The organism is Spirosoma sp. KNUC1025, from assembly GCF_045160025.1.
Classification (GTDB): domain Bacteria; phylum Bacteroidota; class Bacteroidia; order Cytophagales; family Spirosomataceae; genus Spirosoma.
Window position 1 is genome coordinate 3,863,501 of record NZ_CP087139.1, and the last position, 16,474, is coordinate 3,879,974.

The 16,474-nt window shown below is 50.6% G+C and carries 10 protein-coding genes and 2 pseudogenes; 6 read left to right on the forward strand and 6 right to left on the reverse strand.

Annotated features, from left to right (window positions below; all coding sequences use genetic code 11):
• Nucleotides 1-14: 14 nt before the first annotated feature.
• Together LN737_RS16800 and LN737_RS16805 are read left to right on the forward strand one after the other, a co-directional pair.
• Nucleotides 15-1,226 (forward strand): enolase C-terminal domain-like protein, encoded by a 1,212-nt coding sequence (locus LN737_RS16800; protein ID WP_405510947.1) that lies wholly within the window; start codon nucleotides 15-17, stop codon nucleotides 1,224-1,226.
• A gap of 96 nt (nucleotides 1,227-1,322) precedes the next feature.
• Entirely contained in the window at nucleotides 1,323-1,904 is a 582-nt protein-coding gene (locus LN737_RS16805) for a hypothetical protein (protein ID WP_405510949.1), read from the forward strand.
• 167 nt (nucleotides 1,905-2,071) lie between these two features.
• Here the strand turns inward: LN737_RS16805 and LN737_RS16810 are convergent, their stop codons facing one another.
• From LN737_RS16810 to LN737_RS16835, 6 genes are all read right to left on the reverse strand, one after another.
• Nucleotides 2,072-2,731: a YdcF family protein gene (locus LN737_RS16810; RefSeq protein ID WP_405510950.1), complete on the reverse strand. Its 660-nt coding sequence runs from the start codon at nucleotides 2,729-2,731 to the stop codon at nucleotides 2,072-2,074.
• A 19-nt stretch (nucleotides 2,732-2,750) separates the two neighbouring features.
• Nucleotides 2,751-3,710 carry a D-2-hydroxyacid dehydrogenase gene (locus tag LN737_RS16815; RefSeq protein ID WP_405510951.1) on the reverse strand — a complete coding sequence of 320 codons (960 nt, stop codon included), beginning with the start codon at nucleotides 3,708-3,710 and terminating at the stop codon, nucleotides 2,751-2,753.
• A 53-nt stretch (nucleotides 3,711-3,763) separates the two neighbouring features.
• Entirely contained in the window at nucleotides 3,764-5,533 is a 1,770-nt protein-coding gene (locus tag LN737_RS16820; RefSeq protein ID WP_405510952.1) for an L-lactate permease, read from the reverse strand.
• Nucleotides 5,534-5,629: 96 nt separating this feature from the next.
• Entirely contained in the window at nucleotides 5,630-7,792 is a 2,163-nt protein-coding gene (locus LN737_RS16825) for an alpha-amylase family protein (protein WP_405510953.1), read from the reverse strand.
• Between the two features lie 62 nt (nucleotides 7,793-7,854).
• Nucleotides 7,855-9,564, reverse strand: coding sequence for a GMC oxidoreductase (locus LN737_RS16830; RefSeq protein WP_405510954.1), 1,710 nt, complete (start codon nucleotides 9,562-9,564; stop codon nucleotides 7,855-7,857).
• 140 nt (nucleotides 9,565-9,704) lie between these two features.
• Nucleotides 9,705-10,259: a gluconate 2-dehydrogenase subunit 3 family protein gene (locus tag LN737_RS16835; RefSeq protein WP_405510956.1), complete on the reverse strand. Its 555-nt coding sequence runs from the start codon at nucleotides 10,257-10,259 to the stop codon at nucleotides 9,705-9,707.
• Between the two features lie 136 nt (nucleotides 10,260-10,395).
• Between LN737_RS16835 and LN737_RS16840 the strand changes: the two genes are divergently transcribed.
• The 4 genes and pseudogenes from LN737_RS16840 (at nucleotide 10,396) to LN737_RS16855 (ending at nucleotide 16,438) form a co-directional block, all read left to right on the forward strand.
• The gene (locus LN737_RS16840; RefSeq protein ID WP_405510957.1) at nucleotides 10,396-10,758 is read left to right on the forward strand and encodes a nuclear transport factor 2 family protein; all 363 of its coding nucleotides are present in this window, start codon (nucleotides 10,396-10,398) and stop codon (nucleotides 10,756-10,758) included.
• Nucleotides 10,759-10,843: 85 nt separating this feature from the next.
• The gene (locus LN737_RS16845; RefSeq protein ID WP_405510958.1) at nucleotides 10,844-12,565 is read left to right on the forward strand and encodes a GH39 family glycosyl hydrolase; all 1,722 of its coding nucleotides are present in this window, start codon (nucleotides 10,844-10,846) and stop codon (nucleotides 12,563-12,565) included.
• 139 nt (nucleotides 12,566-12,704) lie between these two features.
• Nucleotides 12,705-15,268, forward strand: a pseudogene (locus tag LN737_RS16850) (c-type cytochrome).
• 112 nt (nucleotides 15,269-15,380) lie between these two features.
• Nucleotides 15,381-16,438: pseudogene (locus tag LN737_RS16855) on the forward strand (sugar phosphate isomerase/epimerase family protein).
• The last annotated feature ends 36 nt before the right edge of the window (nucleotides 16,439-16,474 follow it).

The following is a 16,474-nucleotide window of genomic DNA, read 5'->3' on the forward strand; positions in this document are numbered from 1 at the left end:
ATCTCACGACCACCATGCAACGTAGAACATTCCTGAATCAATTATCTGGTGCAACGGCATCGGCCCTCATGCTGGGGCCGTCGGCCGTCAGCCGAGCCGCCGAATATGCAGGAGCTGATGAGCTGGCCAGGCACAAGATCGCCGATGTCAGCTATACGGAGGTGCAACTAAAGTGGCCCCGTTTTGTGGGTAAAAATGCCCGTCGCGACATTCATGGGTACGGTCCCAAAGTTACGATCTGCGTTCTCGCTACCGATCAGGGCGCCAAAGGCTGGGGCTTGCCAAACGGTCGGCGCAACGACGAACTGATTACGTACATAAAAGGGAAACCCGTTGCCGATTTGTTTCAGCCCGCTGCTGGCGTAACCGATCCAAAAGCATTGGCCTTTGATATACCGCTGCACGATCTGGCCGGTTCGATTCTGCAACAGCCTGTTTATCAGATGATGGGTCGGAAAAAGCCAATTTTGACCAAATGCTACAGCGGAATGATTTACTTCGACGAGCTGGAGCCAAAAGAAGGAAAGGTCGGTACGTTGGCGAATGGGTTTGATAAAGTGATTGAAAACTGCACCAACGATTATAAACTGGGTTATCGGCAGTTCAAGCTAAAAATTGGCCGGGGTAATATGTGGATGTCGCGGGAGGAGGGCGTACAGCGGGATGTGGACGTAACAAAACTGGTCGCCAAAACCTTTCCTGACTGCGAAATTCTGGTCGATGGAAATGATGGCTTCACCGTTGATACGATGATTGCTTACCTGAAAGGGATTGGCGATATACCGTTGTTCTGGATTGAAGAGCCCTTTGCCGAAACCGTAGCCGATTATCGAAAGCTACGGGACTGGTTGAAAAGCAACAAGGTTAAAACCCTTCTTGCCGATGGTGAGTACGAGCCCGACCAGAAACTACTCCGCGAACTGGAAACCCAAAAACTGATCGACGTACACATCACCGATATTATGGGCTATGGTTTTACGCCCTGGCGAAAACTTATGCCTGAGCTTCAAAAAATGGGCATTCAGGCATCCCCCCACGCCTTTGGTGAGGTGCTCAAAACCAATTACACGGCCCATCTGACGGGTGGTTTAGGCAATACCGTTACCATTGAAGGGGTTCCCTGCACCTGCGAAGACATTGATTTCGGCGATTACAAAATCGTTAAAGGCCAACTTATTCCACCCTCGACATCCGGTTTTGGTATGAAGCTGCTTAAATCGGTGTGATCCAGCAGATGAAATTTACATTTCCTGTTTTTGATGTTTGGTTGCTAAAAGTAAAATATGACAACTAGTCCATATCTTTGCGTTTTGTAGCCGCTTATGCAATTTTTCATTCAACTGATTAAAGCACTGGGTATTGGTTTATTGACGTTGCTATCTATACCCGTTTTTTTCGCGTTGCTGATTTTTTTGCCAGAATTATGCACCAGGAAAACTGACAGTGCAACACTTATTAAAAGCGAATCTTTTCAACACCTTCACCACCTGATTACGCAGTTAGATAGTACTAAAAATATAGCAGTTCTGCCTAAAAATGAATATATAGTTGTCGATGGATTAGTTATAAATCTGGAAAAACGAACGTTTGGCAATGAACCGGATTTAGGTTTCTATCAGACATATTATGACGAGGCAAACAGGAATAAATTTTCTCGCCTTGACTCATTGCTCCAGCAACGTAATATTGATAGTGCGCGAGTTAGCAGAATCATAACGGCGATGAAAACCACGGATATCGCCGATATTGCTATTAACAAACAAGCGATTTTTTACCGTTGGAAAGTCTCAGCGATGTACGGGGAGGAAGGGTTTCTTTACAGTAAAAAAAAAGTAAGTAATGATTCTCTGCACTATAATGTATTGGAGAATATAGCTCCTGACTTTTATCACTTTGCCCGATGAGATGTTCTTGTTGTTTTTTTAGTGGAGTCAGGTTCTCAAACCTGACTCGTGAGGTTTTGAGAAATTCGTGGTGTCGGATTGAAGAATCCGACACCACGGCCGCCAACGTAGAAAGCTTCTCAAAAATGGTTAGTTTCATTTTTCGGTAAACCGGCCATTGCGATTTATTAAGCGGAAGCCAGATGCCGGTTGTAGCCCGCTTTGACCAGGGCTTCGTAGGCTACCCACACTTCATCAGGGATTGGCTGCGGTATCTGAAAGCCTTTTTCGGGATACAATTGTATGCGTTGAAGGTCACCCACCATGATACTGATTACATCGTCAGGGGTGAGTGCCGGGTTGGTATACCGGCTCAAATACTCGTCAAACGAATCCTGGGGCGACGTAACGATTACGTCTTTCTGGGGCCACACTTTTTTAAACGTAGCATAGCTCCGCCGTTCCATGTAGGGTTTCTGTACGACTATGAATCGCTCCATTTCCAGGCCGCGCTGTTCGAGCAACTGTTTCGTAAACAGTACGTTTTCGCCCGTATTGCTGGATCGGTTTTCGATCACAATCCTCTCGTTTTGTACGCCCATGTCCATCGCTATTCGGGCAAACAGCTCGGCTTCGGGCTTCGACCACATGTGCTTTGTGATTACACCCAACCCGCCAGAGAAGATCAGTAGGGGAGCCCAGCCTGCCAGAAAGAGTTCCGCTCCACGTTGCGCCACCCGAATGTCATGGCTACAGAGTACTAAAATCGCGTCAGATTTGGCCAGCTCATGATTCAGGTGGTGATAGTCCCACAGGGTGAGGGCCAGCTTGCGTATGGAATCCGTCATTGCAGTCAACTCAAAAAAATTACCCATTCACTACGTTAATCGGCCTGCCATCCAGAAAAGCGGCCAGATTCGCAACCGTGATATCCATAAGTCGTGAACGGGCTTCCTTCGTAGCCCAGGCAATATGCGGAGTAATCAGGCAGTTCCTGGCGGTGAATAATGGGTTATCGGCGGAGGGTGGTTCAACAGATAATACGTCGATACCGGCACCCGCAATAACGCCGGTGTTGAGTGCATCGGCCAGATCCTGGTCCACTACAATTGGTCCTCTGGACGTATTGAGCAGAAACGCCGAGGGCTTCATGCGTTTCAGGTTTTCCGTGTTGATAAGGCCTTTGGTTTCGGGAGTTAAGGGGCAGTGAATGCTCACCACGTCGGATTGCTCCAGCAGTTCGGGGACCTCGGCCCAACGGAAATTCTTCCGCTTCGACTGATCCGTTTGATGCCGTTTTGACCCGATGACGTTCATGCCAAAAGCTGTAGCAATATCACCTACTTTCTCGCCAATACTACCAAAACCTATGATGCCGATGGTTTTGTCGGCCAGCTCGACCAGCGGATAATCCCAGAAGCACCAGTCTACCGACTTTGCCCAGCGGCCTTCGCGCACCGCATCGCTATGGTGTTTTACGTGCTGAGTCAGCTCAAGCAGCAGGGCAAAGGTCATCTGCACCACTGAAGGAGTGCCATAGCCCGGTACGTTGCTCACGATCACCCCGTTCTTTTTCGCTACGTCGGTGTTGATGATGTTATAGCCGGTTGCCTGTACGCCAATGAACATAAGGTTTGGCAACTTTTCCAGAATATCTTCGCCAAGTGGAGTTTTGTTGGTGAACAGAATGTCGGCATCGGATGCCCGTTCCAGAATTTGGTCGGCGGGGGTGCGATCATAAACCGTTACGTTGCCAAGTTTTTCTAAGCCTTCCCAGGATAAATCGCCCGGATTCAGGGTGTACCCATCTAATACGACAATCTTCATCGTTACGTTTTATCGGTTGTATGTTTTCGGGCGAACTAATTTTCGCCCGAAAGTTAGTTCGCCAGCGTGGGTGTTCGTTGATTTTTTCTGGAAAGACGTAAAACGGAAACGGCGATGATCACCAGCAGCACAACCAGAATAGCCAGATACGTGTAGCCTTTCGATACGTCGGGCAAGGTCACAGCCTTTTTGGCATCAATCATTTCGTATACCGGAATAATCCATTTGAATACGTAAGCCTGTGCCAGCGTAATGACGCAGATAAAAGCCAGCATGATAAAGCTATGTTTTACCGTAAAGCGGAATAATTCAGATTCTTTCCCCACCAGATCACCAGCCGCAGCCGCCACAGCTATCGACTGGGGTGAAATCATTTTGCCGACCACTCCGCCCGATACGTTGGCGGCCACCGACACCACCGGATCAACACCGATCGACTGGGCCGTAGCATATTGAAGCTTGCTGAACAGGGCATTTGCCGACGTATCGGAACCCGTAATAAATACGCCCAGCCACCCTAATACGGGGGCAAAAAATGGGAAAAGTACCCCTGTATTGGCCAGTACGTCGGCCAGGGTCAACGTTATGCCTGAGTCGTTGACGATGTAGGCAAAGCCCAATACGGAGGCAATGGTCAGGATTGGGAATTTTAATTGATTCAGCGTAGCGCCGAACACGCTCAGCCCTTCGCGGTACGTCAGGCCAACCATCGGAATCGTGACGAGTGCGGCAATCAGGATAGCTGTTCCGGCCGCCGATAAATAGTTGAGTTTAAACACTTTTGCCAATAGCGCACCGTCTCCACCCTGAATGGCATTGTGCAGACCCGGAAATTCAAATTGAATCATACCCGCTGAGTTAAGCGCGTCTTTGATGGGTTGCATTCCCCAGGCAATCACCATGATGGTCAGCACAATGAAGGGCGACCAGGCTCTGATCATCTGCTGGGTTGAATATTGAATGTCTGTATTGAACGTAGCGGCCGGTTCGTTGGCAAAGCGCCAGATCGTTTTGGGTTTCCAGAATTTAAGGAAGACCATCAGGCAGATGATTGAGCCCAGTCCACCGATTACGTCGGGTAGCGATGGCCCGAGAAAATTGGAGGAAAAATATTGAAGAAAAGCAAACGATACGCCCGACACCAGAACCGCCGGGCCAACTTCACGCGCTCGTTTGACGCCCGCAATGATGGCTACCAGATAGAACGGAAGCATGACCGACAGGATCGGTAGCGTACGTCCGACCATCTGCGAAATCGGTAATTCGGGAATGCCGGAGACCTGTGAAGCTACCGTAATGGGGATACCAATCGATCCGAAGGCAACGGGGGCCGTATTGGCAATCAGGCAGATGCCCGAGGCATAGAGCGGATTGAATCCCAGGCCAACAAGCATGGCCGCTGTAATGGCGACAGGAGCTCCAAACCCGGCAGTTCCTTCCAGAAAGGAGCCGAACGAAAAAGCGATCAGTAACGCCTGTAACCGCCGGTCGGACGTAATGGACGCCATGAAGTGTTTAACAATCTCAAACTGACCACTTTTGACGGTCAGGTTGAACAGGAATACCGCCATGACGACCAGCCAGCATATCGGGAATAAGCCATACAATGCCCCATGTGCCGCCGACAACAACGCTAGCTTGACGGGCATGCCATACACCAGAATGGCAATGAGCATGGCTATGACAATGGCGATCAAACTGGCCTGGTAGCCTTTCATGCGTCTGATTATCAGTGCCCAGAAGATAAACAGAATGGGCAGGGACGCAACCACTACAGATAGCGCGATATTATGAAACGGGTCAATAACTTGTTTCCAGGCCATGTGTTACGTATGGTTAATGCGATAGTTTTGAATGCCGTGGTCTCGTGGCACCGGCCACCCGGCCTGACACCACGAGACCACGGAAAGTATTCATCTTCATGCCAGATCCAGCGCGATTATTTCGTGATCCAGTATTCGGGGTATGGAAACCGTTAGTTTGCGCCCTTTGCGCTCAAATTTGGGTTTCTGGTCGCTCATGAGCAGTTTAACGCTGGTTACGTTCATCCCTGTTGGAACGTTTATGGCCACCTGAGCCTCCACCGGAATCAGCTCCCGGAATGGTCCTTTCATCATCATCGGATTAGTCAGGTTGACGAGGTGAACCGTCATGGATGTAGCCTGCCGCCAGATGTTGACGTCGATAACCCCCGGTCCCGTTACGTCGGCGATGGGTTCTTCGTCGAGCGCCCACTGGATTACGTTGCTGAGCAGCTGACCATGATCGACGCTCAGCATTTGCCAGAACGAACGGTCCAGATCGCCCGGCATATAAGCCACACGCCCTTTGCCCACCTGCCGCAAATAAAGCTCACGCGTGTCGGTTGTGGTGACGCGGGGGTAAACGTCTTCCATGGGCAGGTCAGGATACGTTGGAATGAGCGTGATCGGGCTGGCGAACGTAGCGGTTGGTTTGACGTTGACTTTATAAATCGCGTTGATAATCCGGGGGGTGTTGTCCAACCCTTTCAGAATCAGTTGTGTCTGGCTGTTTTGTGAGTCGGGGTGAAGTTGCAGGTAACTGTTGCGCATGGGGCCTTCTACTTTCTGATCATACGATACACCCAGCAGACTGGCCAACCCAAAATCAGGCCGCTGCCTGCCTTCTTCATCGTAAAGCGACGTTTCAAACGTAGCCACCAGACTGCCGCCCGCATCGACAAACGCCTGTAACTGCTTGCATTGTTGATCGGACAAAGCTGCTATGTTGGGCAATATCAGCAACTTAAACTGTTTCAGATCAGCGGGTGTAAGGAGCCGATCGTTGACCATATCGAACGGAATCCGGCTCTCAACCAGAGCGTGGTACATGCCGTCCAGATGATCGGCGCTTTTCTGCTGCCACGGTTTACCGCCATAATTACGATCGGTCTGCTCCGAATAGACCACTCCGACGCGGGCTAACGAAACCGTATTCCGCAGGTATTTCTCGTTCTTATAATGCGCTTCATACACCTGGGCTACGGCATCCATCCACCGTTTGTCGTAAATATCGCCCCCGAACTTTACGAAACAGGGACGCATCCCATTTGCGATTCCTTCGGCGGCCCAGGTACGTATTTCAGCATCGCTCTGGACGGAATCTTTCCAGCGATATTCTTCTTCGATTCCAACGCTAAAAATGCCGATCAGTGGTTTCAAACCCAGGGTAGAACGTAATTCTTTGGCCCCCTTGCCATTCACCCAGGGAGGAATCAGCCCACGCCGGGCCTGCTGGTCGGCAAAAAATAGATCAGCTTCCTTGCCGGTCACAATTTTGTCCGGAAAGCCGTTTGGAATAAACCGTGAACCCGGCCGCTGCTGCCGAATGCCCGAATCCCACAACGCCCACACCTCCCGAAGTCGCTTCATGCGCCACTCCGTCCACTTTCGATACGTAGCGTCAAACTTATCGGCCTGCTTCGGAAGCGCCAGGTTTGCATACGTTTTGAAATTGCTCTGGCAATGTTCGCAGTAGCAAATATCATGACCCGCCCATCGATTTGAAAAAATGCCTTCAGGCTGAAAGCGCTCCATAATTTCTTTGTTCACCTGTGGCATGAACTCGAAATTATACGGGCCCAGCGCACAGGTTACCCACAAGTCCGGGTTGGCCCAGTGTCGTCGTTTTTGCCCGTCGGCCGTTACAGCAATCCAGTCGGGGTGGGCGTCGTATACGTTCTGGCGGGCTGCGTGCGGGTCGGTTCGAAGCATGATTTTCATGCCCTGTTTTTTACAGCCTTCCACCAGATACCCCAGCGTATCGGCATTGCCCAGAAAGTCGCTGCGGTGGTGAAGCGGAATCTGGGTTGGGTAGAAGGCAACAACGCCCCCGGCGCTGAGCAGAGCCCCATCGGCATGAATACGCTTGAAATAAGCAAGCCAGAAATCGGGGTCATAGTGGCCGGGGTCACGTTCGACAAACGCCAGTTGTGCCCAGCGCATGGGGCCATCGAGCCAGTACGTTTCGGGTGGTGTAAGCTGGCTGGCTGAAACGGCTGTTCCGGTAAGCGCAGCTCCTCCTATGACACCCGTTGTTTTAAGAAACACTCGTCTGTCCATGCGTCAGGGTTAAGGTATTCCATCATCCGCTAAAGTCCCGTTCAGTGGATGGCAGGGTGTTTTTAAAGATTATGTGCTTTCAGTTGGGCTACGGCGTAATTGGCTGCCCGTGCCGTTAAGGCCATATACGTCAACGAAGGATTTACGTTTGACGCAGATGTCATGCCGGAACCATCCGTAACGAACACGTTTTTGCAAGTATGCACCTGATTGAACTTGTTCAGCACCGATGTTTTGGGATCTCTGCCCATACGAGCCGTTCCCATTTCGTGAATACCCAGACCCATGTGCGCCACCGGATTGTCGTAGGCCACTACGTTCTTGAAGCCAGCTGCTTCCAGCATTTCGGCGCCGTCGTTCATAATGTCTTTCCGCATGGCCCGTTCGTTCTCGCCGAAATCAGCGTCGAAAACGACCTGTGGCATTCCCCACCGGTCTTTCTGATCGTCGCTGAGATAGAAGCGATTATTGGGGTCGGGCAGCACTTCACCAAAGCCGCTGAGGTTGATTTTCCAGGGGCCGGGCTGGGTCATTTTCTTCTTGAAATCGGCACCAAAGCCTGTTTCAGCCGCCCCCCGCGACCAGTCGGCCCGGGATGCACCCCCCTGATAACCAAATCCACGCAGGTAACCTCGTTTATCGTTGCCCCAGTTGCGAAATCGGGGAATATACAGGCTGCCCGGTCGAGCGCCGAAATAATAATCATCCTCAAACCCGTCAATGTCAGCACGGGCGCCAATAGCCAGGTGATGGTCCATCAGGTTACGTCCTAGCTGGTCGCTGTCATTACCAAGACCGTTCGGAAAACGAGCCGATTTGGAGTTCATCAGGATCGACGTAGAGCCGATTGTGCCCGCATTCAGAAAGATCAGTTTGGCGTAAAATTCCCGTACTTCCATCGTATTCTGATCAATCACCCGTACCCCTTTGGCTTTCTGGGCTTTATCGTCCAGCAAAATTTCTTTTACGATGGCGTTGTGTACGATGGTCAGTCGATGGGTATTCCGCGCAGCCGGGAGCGTAGCCGCCAGCGAACTGAAGTAGCCGCCATAGGGACACCCTCTCGTGCATCGGTTCCGAAACTGGCAGTCGGTGCGGCCAACGGCCAGATGCTGGGGTTGTGCTTTGGTCAGGTGCGCTACCCGGCCAATGGTGATCGGGCGATTGAGCTTTTGCGCTACCGATTTTTTCAGATGAATTTCGGGAGCCGTCATGGCCATTGGGGGCAGAAAATGACTGTCGGGCAAAACCGCCAACCCTTCGGCCTGCCCGCTGATACCCACAAATTTCTCGACGTACGAGTACCAGGGCACCAGATCTTCGTAGCGAATGGGCCAGTCGATACCGATACCCTGTTTGGCGTTTGCCAGAAAATCTTCCGGGTTCCAGCGATACGTATGCTTGCCCCAGAGTAACGACTTGCCGCCGGTATGGTAGGCCCGAATCCAGTTGAACGGCCGCTTCTGGATGTAAGGATTTTCCTTGTCGTTAGTATACAGATATTGCGATCCTTCCTTGGCCGAAAAATACATCGTGGCGTAGTGTTCTTCAGCGGCTACGTTGGTGATTTTACCCCGGTGCTCAAATTCCCAGGGGTCTTTCATCGCCATTTTGTAATCTTCAATATGCTTGAGTTCGTATCCCCGTTCGAGCACCAGTACCTTTAGCCCTTTTTCGGTGAGTTCTTTAGCGGCCCAGCCGCCCGTCATCCCTGAGCCAACCACGATGGCATCATAGGTCTGGTCTTTATCTGCTTTTATATTCAGGTTCATAATAACGAATGGGTGAATTTGTCATTAGTCATTTCGCTTCGCTGTCATTGGGCATTGATCGTTAGTCAGTAGTCATTGGAGATTGGTCATAGGAAGTAATAACTAATGGCCAATGACCAATCTCCAATGACTAATGACTGTCATATTTGATTGCCGTACATGAAATCTTTTTGGCCGGGCTTAATTTTAATGGCTTCGAATTTGCCGGGAATAGGCTGATAATCAAACGAGGCTTTTATGCCTGCTTCGGATGTGTAATAGCCCAGTAGCGTTTGTTCTTTGATCATTTGCCAGAACGTAAGGTCGCTGGATTTCTGCGCGTCAGCCTCAACCTGCTTGAGCGTTGCTGTCTGCTGGTCGGGTGGAAGCGCCAGGAAGCCTTTCTGCTCCAACAGACCAAGACCAGCCAGAAAGGTATCCTGCGCTGGTTTTTTGTAGCAGTCACGTAGCATGATTTCGATAAAATCGGGTACGCCCACATCGAGAGCGCCGGGCGTATCAGTATGCGGCAAAATGAGATCCGTAACGCGAGCCATAATTTCACGTTGCGTTTCGTTGAGCAGCGATGTCGCATTCCAACCAGTTTTTTTACGTTTGGTAAGCTCCTCCCAGCGATTCATGGCCTGTAGGGTAGGCGCTGAGAGCACACCACCCAGTATCCAGGCCGTCTGGGCTACCGCTTCTCGTCTATTCATGACTGTATTGATTATGTCTGGCCTTTGTTCGTCTTTATTAAGAAAGTAGGCTCACTACGTCTAAGCTAGTTAGTTCCGAATTGAAAATGAGCTATTTCCTACTAAAGAAGCTTTGACCTGAAATCTAACCCAGTCCATGATTACTGAAGAATTTGCCCGCGACTTTGCACAGAAATGGATCGAGTCCTGGAACTCACACGACCTGGATAAAATTCTGGCGTATTACACGGATGACTTTGTCATTAACACGCCAATGGCGGCTGTACTCAAACCTGATTCGGGGGGCGTAGTTGAAGGGGAACTGGCCGTGCGGGAATACTGGCAGGTGGGCCTTAGCAGAATACCTGATCTGCGATTTGACTTACTGGACGTACTGAGCGGAGTGCAAAGTGTGACAATTTATTACGTCAATACCGCTACAAACCGGAGGTCGGTAGAGATGATGTTTTTTAGCGAAGCCGGTAAAGTAAATCGGGCATTTGTCAATTATGCTGGCTAATCAGGGAAAGTAGTTTCCTGTCCGATGTTGCTTGTGCCTGTAAGATTTTGCTGTTCAATTTAAAAAAACAGGTTGTGTACCAGTTATGATCCAGGGTAAAAGCCGTTTGTGGCTAACGCTTGCAGTAATCAGTTTCAATACGTTCAGCACATGTGTTAGCACAAAAAGTTTGGCACAGGCTGACCCGGCTAAACCGGTTAAAATAGAAGTCGATCTTAATTCGGAGAAAGGACCGTTGAAGCCCATATGGGCCTGGTTTGGCTATGACGAGCCTAACTATACCTACATGAAGGATGGCCGAAAGCTGTTAACCGAAATCGCACAGTTGAGTAAAGTGCCCGTAAATGTACGCGCGCACAGTTTGCTCGTTACAGGCGACGGAACAGCAGCTTTGAAATGGGGTTCGACCAATGCCTATACCGAGGATAAAAAGGGCAATCCGATATATGACTGGACCATTGTCGATAAAATTTTCGATACGTATATCCAACGGGGGATGAAGCCCATTGCCCAAATCGGATTCATGCCGGAAGCTCTTTCGACCAAACCGCAACCGTACCGCCATTACTGGAAGCCGGGCGATAATTATAACGATATCTACACGGGCTGGGCTTATCCACCAACCGATTACAAAAAATGGAGCGAACTGGTATTTCAATGGGTGAAGCACTCGGTAACGCGGTACGGCCTGAAAGAGGTAGAAAGCTGGTATTGGGAACTGTGGAATGAGCCGAACATCAGCTACTGGAAAGGTACTGTCGACGAATATATAAAGCTGTATGATTACACAGCCGATGCCGTAAAACGAGCCTTGCCAACAGCTAAAATTGGTGGCCCGGAAGTGACAGGACCCGGAAGTGAAGGGTCTCAGAAGTTTTTCAAAGCGTTTATGGATCACGTCGTTAAGGGCACAAACTACGTGACCGGCAACGTGGGTACGCCAATTGATTTTATTACGTTCCATGCCAAAGGGGCCCCAAAAGTGGTAAACGGGGCTGTACAGATGAACATGGGCACGCAGCTTCGCGATATTGATAAAGGCTTTGAAATTGTAGCGTCTTACCCAAGCCTGAAAAACCTGCCGATCATTATTGGTGAGTCGGACCCGGAAGGCTGCGCAGCCTGTTCAGAGGATTTGCACCCGCAAAATGCCTATCGAAATGGCACGATGTATTCCAGCTATACAGCCGCTTCCTTTGCCCGAAAATATGACCTGGCCGAGTCGCGGGGCGTCAATCTGGCGGGGGCCGTTACGTGGGCGTTTGAGTTTGAAGATCAGGCCTGGTTTCGGGGTTTTCGCGATCTGGCTACCAATGGTGTCGATAAACCCGTGCTGAACGTATTTCGCATGTTCGGCATGATGCCGGGCAATCGGGTAGCCGTTAAAAGCGGCCTGGCTTACGACTACGCCCGTATCCGGAACGAAAGTGTACGGGCCGAAGCCGACATCAATGCCTTAGCCAGTAAAGACGCCAAAAGTGCAGCCGTAATGGTCTGGCATTATCATGACGACAACCTGCCCGCGCCCGACGCGCCCGTTTCAATTCAGCTCCGGGGCTTACCGAATCAGAACGTGCTGCTTCAGCATTATCGCATTGATAAACAGTTCAGTAATTCGTACGAAGCCTGGAAAAAAATGGGTTCTCCCAAAACACCTACGGCTGAACAAATTGTTGAACTTGAAAAAGCCGGACAGTTGCAGTTGCTTACGTCGCCTGAGTGGATTTCGGTGAAAAACGGAGAAGCTACTCTGAATTTTCCGCTGCCTCGTCAGGGCGTATCCCTGCTTAGACTTACCTGGGAATAACCATTAAAGCGTGTTACGGTAAGGCAATTAAACCGGCTATAGGATGGAACGTATTAAAAAAGCCGCTCCAACCCTGTCAATTACAAGTAGTATCTTTCTAATAATGCTTTATCTGGTAATAATGCAAGAGTGAAATCACATGAGTAAGCACGGATATTATAGCTGCTTGATCGGGTTTAGCCTTCTGTGTCTGTTAAGTTTTAATACCAACGTTAGAACTACCTGGAAAGAAGGTCCCTCGCCGGTGCGAACACCCGCCGAAGAATTAACTACGTTTAAACTGGAGCCTGGCCTGAAAATTCAGCTTGTTGCGGCTGAACCGATGGTTGAAGACCCGGTTGTCATTACGTTCGATGCCGATGGTCGGCTCTGGGTCGTAGAGATGCGGGGTTTTATGCCAAACGTCAGTGGCGAAGGGGAGAACCAGCCCGTTGGGCGCGTTTCGATTCTGGAGGATACCAACGGCGATGGGCAGATGGACGTCAGCAGGATTTACATCGACAGCCTGATTATGCCACGGGCCATTGCACTGGTTCCGAACGGCGCGTTGATCGCTGAAAACGGAGCTTTATGGCTGACTCAGGACACCAATGGCGATTTGAAAGCCGATACCAAAACCGTGGTGGACCCGAAATATATGGCGGGTGGCTTACCCGAACATGCACCAAACGGCCTCTGGCGTAGCATGGACAACTGGTACTATAACGCCAAGTCGCGGGTGCGGTATCGACTGATGGACGGCAAGTGGCAACGCGACAGCACGGAGTTTCGGGGGCAGTGGGGGATTAGTCACGATGATAAAGGCCGCCTGTTTTACAACTACAACTGGTCGCAACTGCACGCTGACCTAGTGCCACCCAATTACCTGTCACGGAATAAAAATCACAAAGCTACAACGGGCATTGATTTTGGCGTTACGTTAGACCGCCGGGTTTATCCGATCCGACCTACACCGGCGGTAAACCGCGGTTATATACCCGGTACGCTGGATAAAGAGGGTCGTCTTCAGGAATTTACGGCTGCCTGTTCACCACTTTTCTACCGGGGAACGACCCTGCCCGCAGCGTATCATGGCAACGTATTTGTGTGCGAACCAGCCGGTAATCTGATCAAACGTAATGTGGTTGAGGAGAAGGGGCTGCTGCTGGCGGCACACGACCCGCATCCCGGAACCGAATTTCTGGCTTCGACGGATGAGCGGTTCAGACCCGTTCATCAGGCAACAGGTCCGGATGGCGCACTCTACATTGCCGATATGTACCGGGGACTCATTCAGCATGAAGCCTATGTAACGCCTTATCTGAAAGAACAGACGCTGGCGCGAGGGTTGGAGAAACCTGTCAATCGGGGCCGAATCTGGCGTATCGTTCCGGAAAACTGGCAATCGCAGAAACCGAAAAAACTGTCAGATGCCTCAGCAGAGACGTTGGTGAGCGAGCTGTCAAATCCGGATGGATGGCATCGGGATATGGCACAGCGGTTATTGGTTGAACGTAACGATAAAAAGGTGGGTCAGGCACTCACCGATCTGGCGACAAAGGGTCGGGATACGTTAGGCCGCTTTCATGCCTTATGGACGCTGGACGGTCTGAAATTAAGCAATCCAAAACTTCTGCTGTCACTGGTCAATGACCCGAGTTCGCTGGTTAGCAGTACGGCGTTACGTCTACTGGAGCCGTTTGCGAAAGCTGACAAAACTGTTCGGACTAAATTGGGTGAGCAGCTGCTAAAAAACTGGAAAAAGGCTAGTGTTCAGCAGCAGTTGCAGATGGCGCTTTCGGCCAGCGTGCTCGATCAGAACGTAGCGCATCAGGTATTAGCGGGCATTGTCGATCAGCAGGGGACATCGTCGCTTATGCGGGATGCGGTGTTGAGCAGCCTTCAAAATCAGGAATTTGTTTTTTTGCAGCGGCTGATGAAAGATCCCCAATGGCAGACGGCTCAACCGGCAAAGGAAATTTTTGTAGAACAATTGACGGCATCCATCGTGCAAAAGCAAAGTTCGGAGGAACTGGCGGCTATGCTGGGAATGCTGGAAAGCAGTAAGGAAACACTGAGCTGGCAGCAGAAAGCCATACTAACGGGTATGTCGATTGCCGGCAGCAACCGTAAAGGAAAGCCGGTTAAACTGGCAGCCGCCCCCGAATTTTAACCCAGGCAAATTCTACAATTGACCCTAGCCGACTTTCTGCACTGGCTGCTTTGTTTGAATGGCCTGGTCACGTAGCGGCCAAAAGCAGTACGCAGAAAAAGAGCTTGCTGAATGAAGAGGAACAAAAACTGTTTGCGTCGGGTCGGCAGCTTTTCCTGAATACCTGTTCGGGCTGTCACGGTACCGACGGAGCAGGCTTAAGTCGCTTTGGACCGCCCCTTATTGGCTCCGACTGGGTTACGGGCGATGAAAAACGACTGGCATTAATTCTCCTGCATGGGATGGAAGGTCCGGTTGAAGTAAATAAACGTGTGTACGATCAGCCGGAAATTTTGCCCGTAATGCCCGCACATTCAACCATGGACGATGCTTCGCTCACGGCCATACTGACCTACATCCGGAATGAATGGGGGAATTCGGCCGGGCCGATCAGCAAGCGTCTGGTGGGCATGACCCGAGTGACTTCACAAGGACGTGTAGTGCCCTGGACGGCAAAAGAACTGAACAAGTACATGCTCGAAGCAAAGGCAAGTACGAGTACGGCAAAATAAGATCAATCTGAAATAGACAGGAGTAGAGAGGTATTTTATAAGGCAGGCCTGCTTCTGTATACTCCTGACCAGATTCCTAGACTATTCCTGACAATAAAATACCTTTACTTCAATGGACAGACGCGATTTTTTGCAACGGGCCTCACTGGGCGCCATGGCGCTGACGTTTCCTGACCTTCCCGAATTTCTTAAAAATACGCCGATGGGTATTGTTGTACACTCCTACGGCAGTCGATGGAATTCGAAAGTTGAGAGTCAGAAATACCCCGGTTTTGCCAATGCTGTTGACTTGCTGGAACATTGTCACCAGATCGGAGCGGGCGGGGTTCAGGTGGTTGTAAATGGCTGGACGGCCGATTTCGCGAAGAAAGTACGGGCAAAACGGGAGCAGCTGGGGCTGTATCTGGAGGGGTCAATCGGCGTACCGAAAACCGCTGCCGACGTACCAAAATTTGAGCAGGATGTCATGAATGCCAAAGAAGCCGGAGCCGAAATGTTACGTACGGTGGTTTCGGCAGGTCGTCGGTACGAAACGTATCACTCGGCTGAGGCTTTTCAGGAATTGAAAAAAATGCACTGGCTTCGTTACGGCTGGCCGAACCGGTACTTCGTAAGCACGGGGTAAAGCTTGCCGTAGAAAACCACAAAGACTGGCGGGCGCCTGAACTAGTGGCCCTGCTCAAGCAGTTGAACAGCGAGTGGATCGGCGTTACGCTGGATTTCGGGAATAGCATCGCGCTGCTCGAAGATCCAATGGAGGTGGTACAAACGTTGTCGCCCTATGTATTTACCACGCACGTAAAAGACATGGGACTCGCCGAATACGCCGATGGATTTCTTCTGTCGGAAGTGCCGCTGGGTAAGGGCATCTGCGACCTGCCCAAAATGATTGATCTCTGCAAAAAACACAATCCAGCCGTTACGTTCAATCTGGAAATGATTACCCGCGACCCACTGGAAATCCCCTGCCTGACCAACGATTACTGGGCAACCTTTACTGACGTATCGGGTCTGGACCTGGCCCGAACGCTTCGGATGGTGAAACAACACCCGTATAAAGCCGGACTTCCTGAAACGTCGCCCCTCAGCCCGGAAAATAAACTGGCCGCCGAAGAAGACAACATACTGGCCTGCCTCGATTACAGCAAGCAGAAGCTGGGGCTTATTTGATGAATGTACAATGAATGTTGGGCGTTAGGGGGCTAT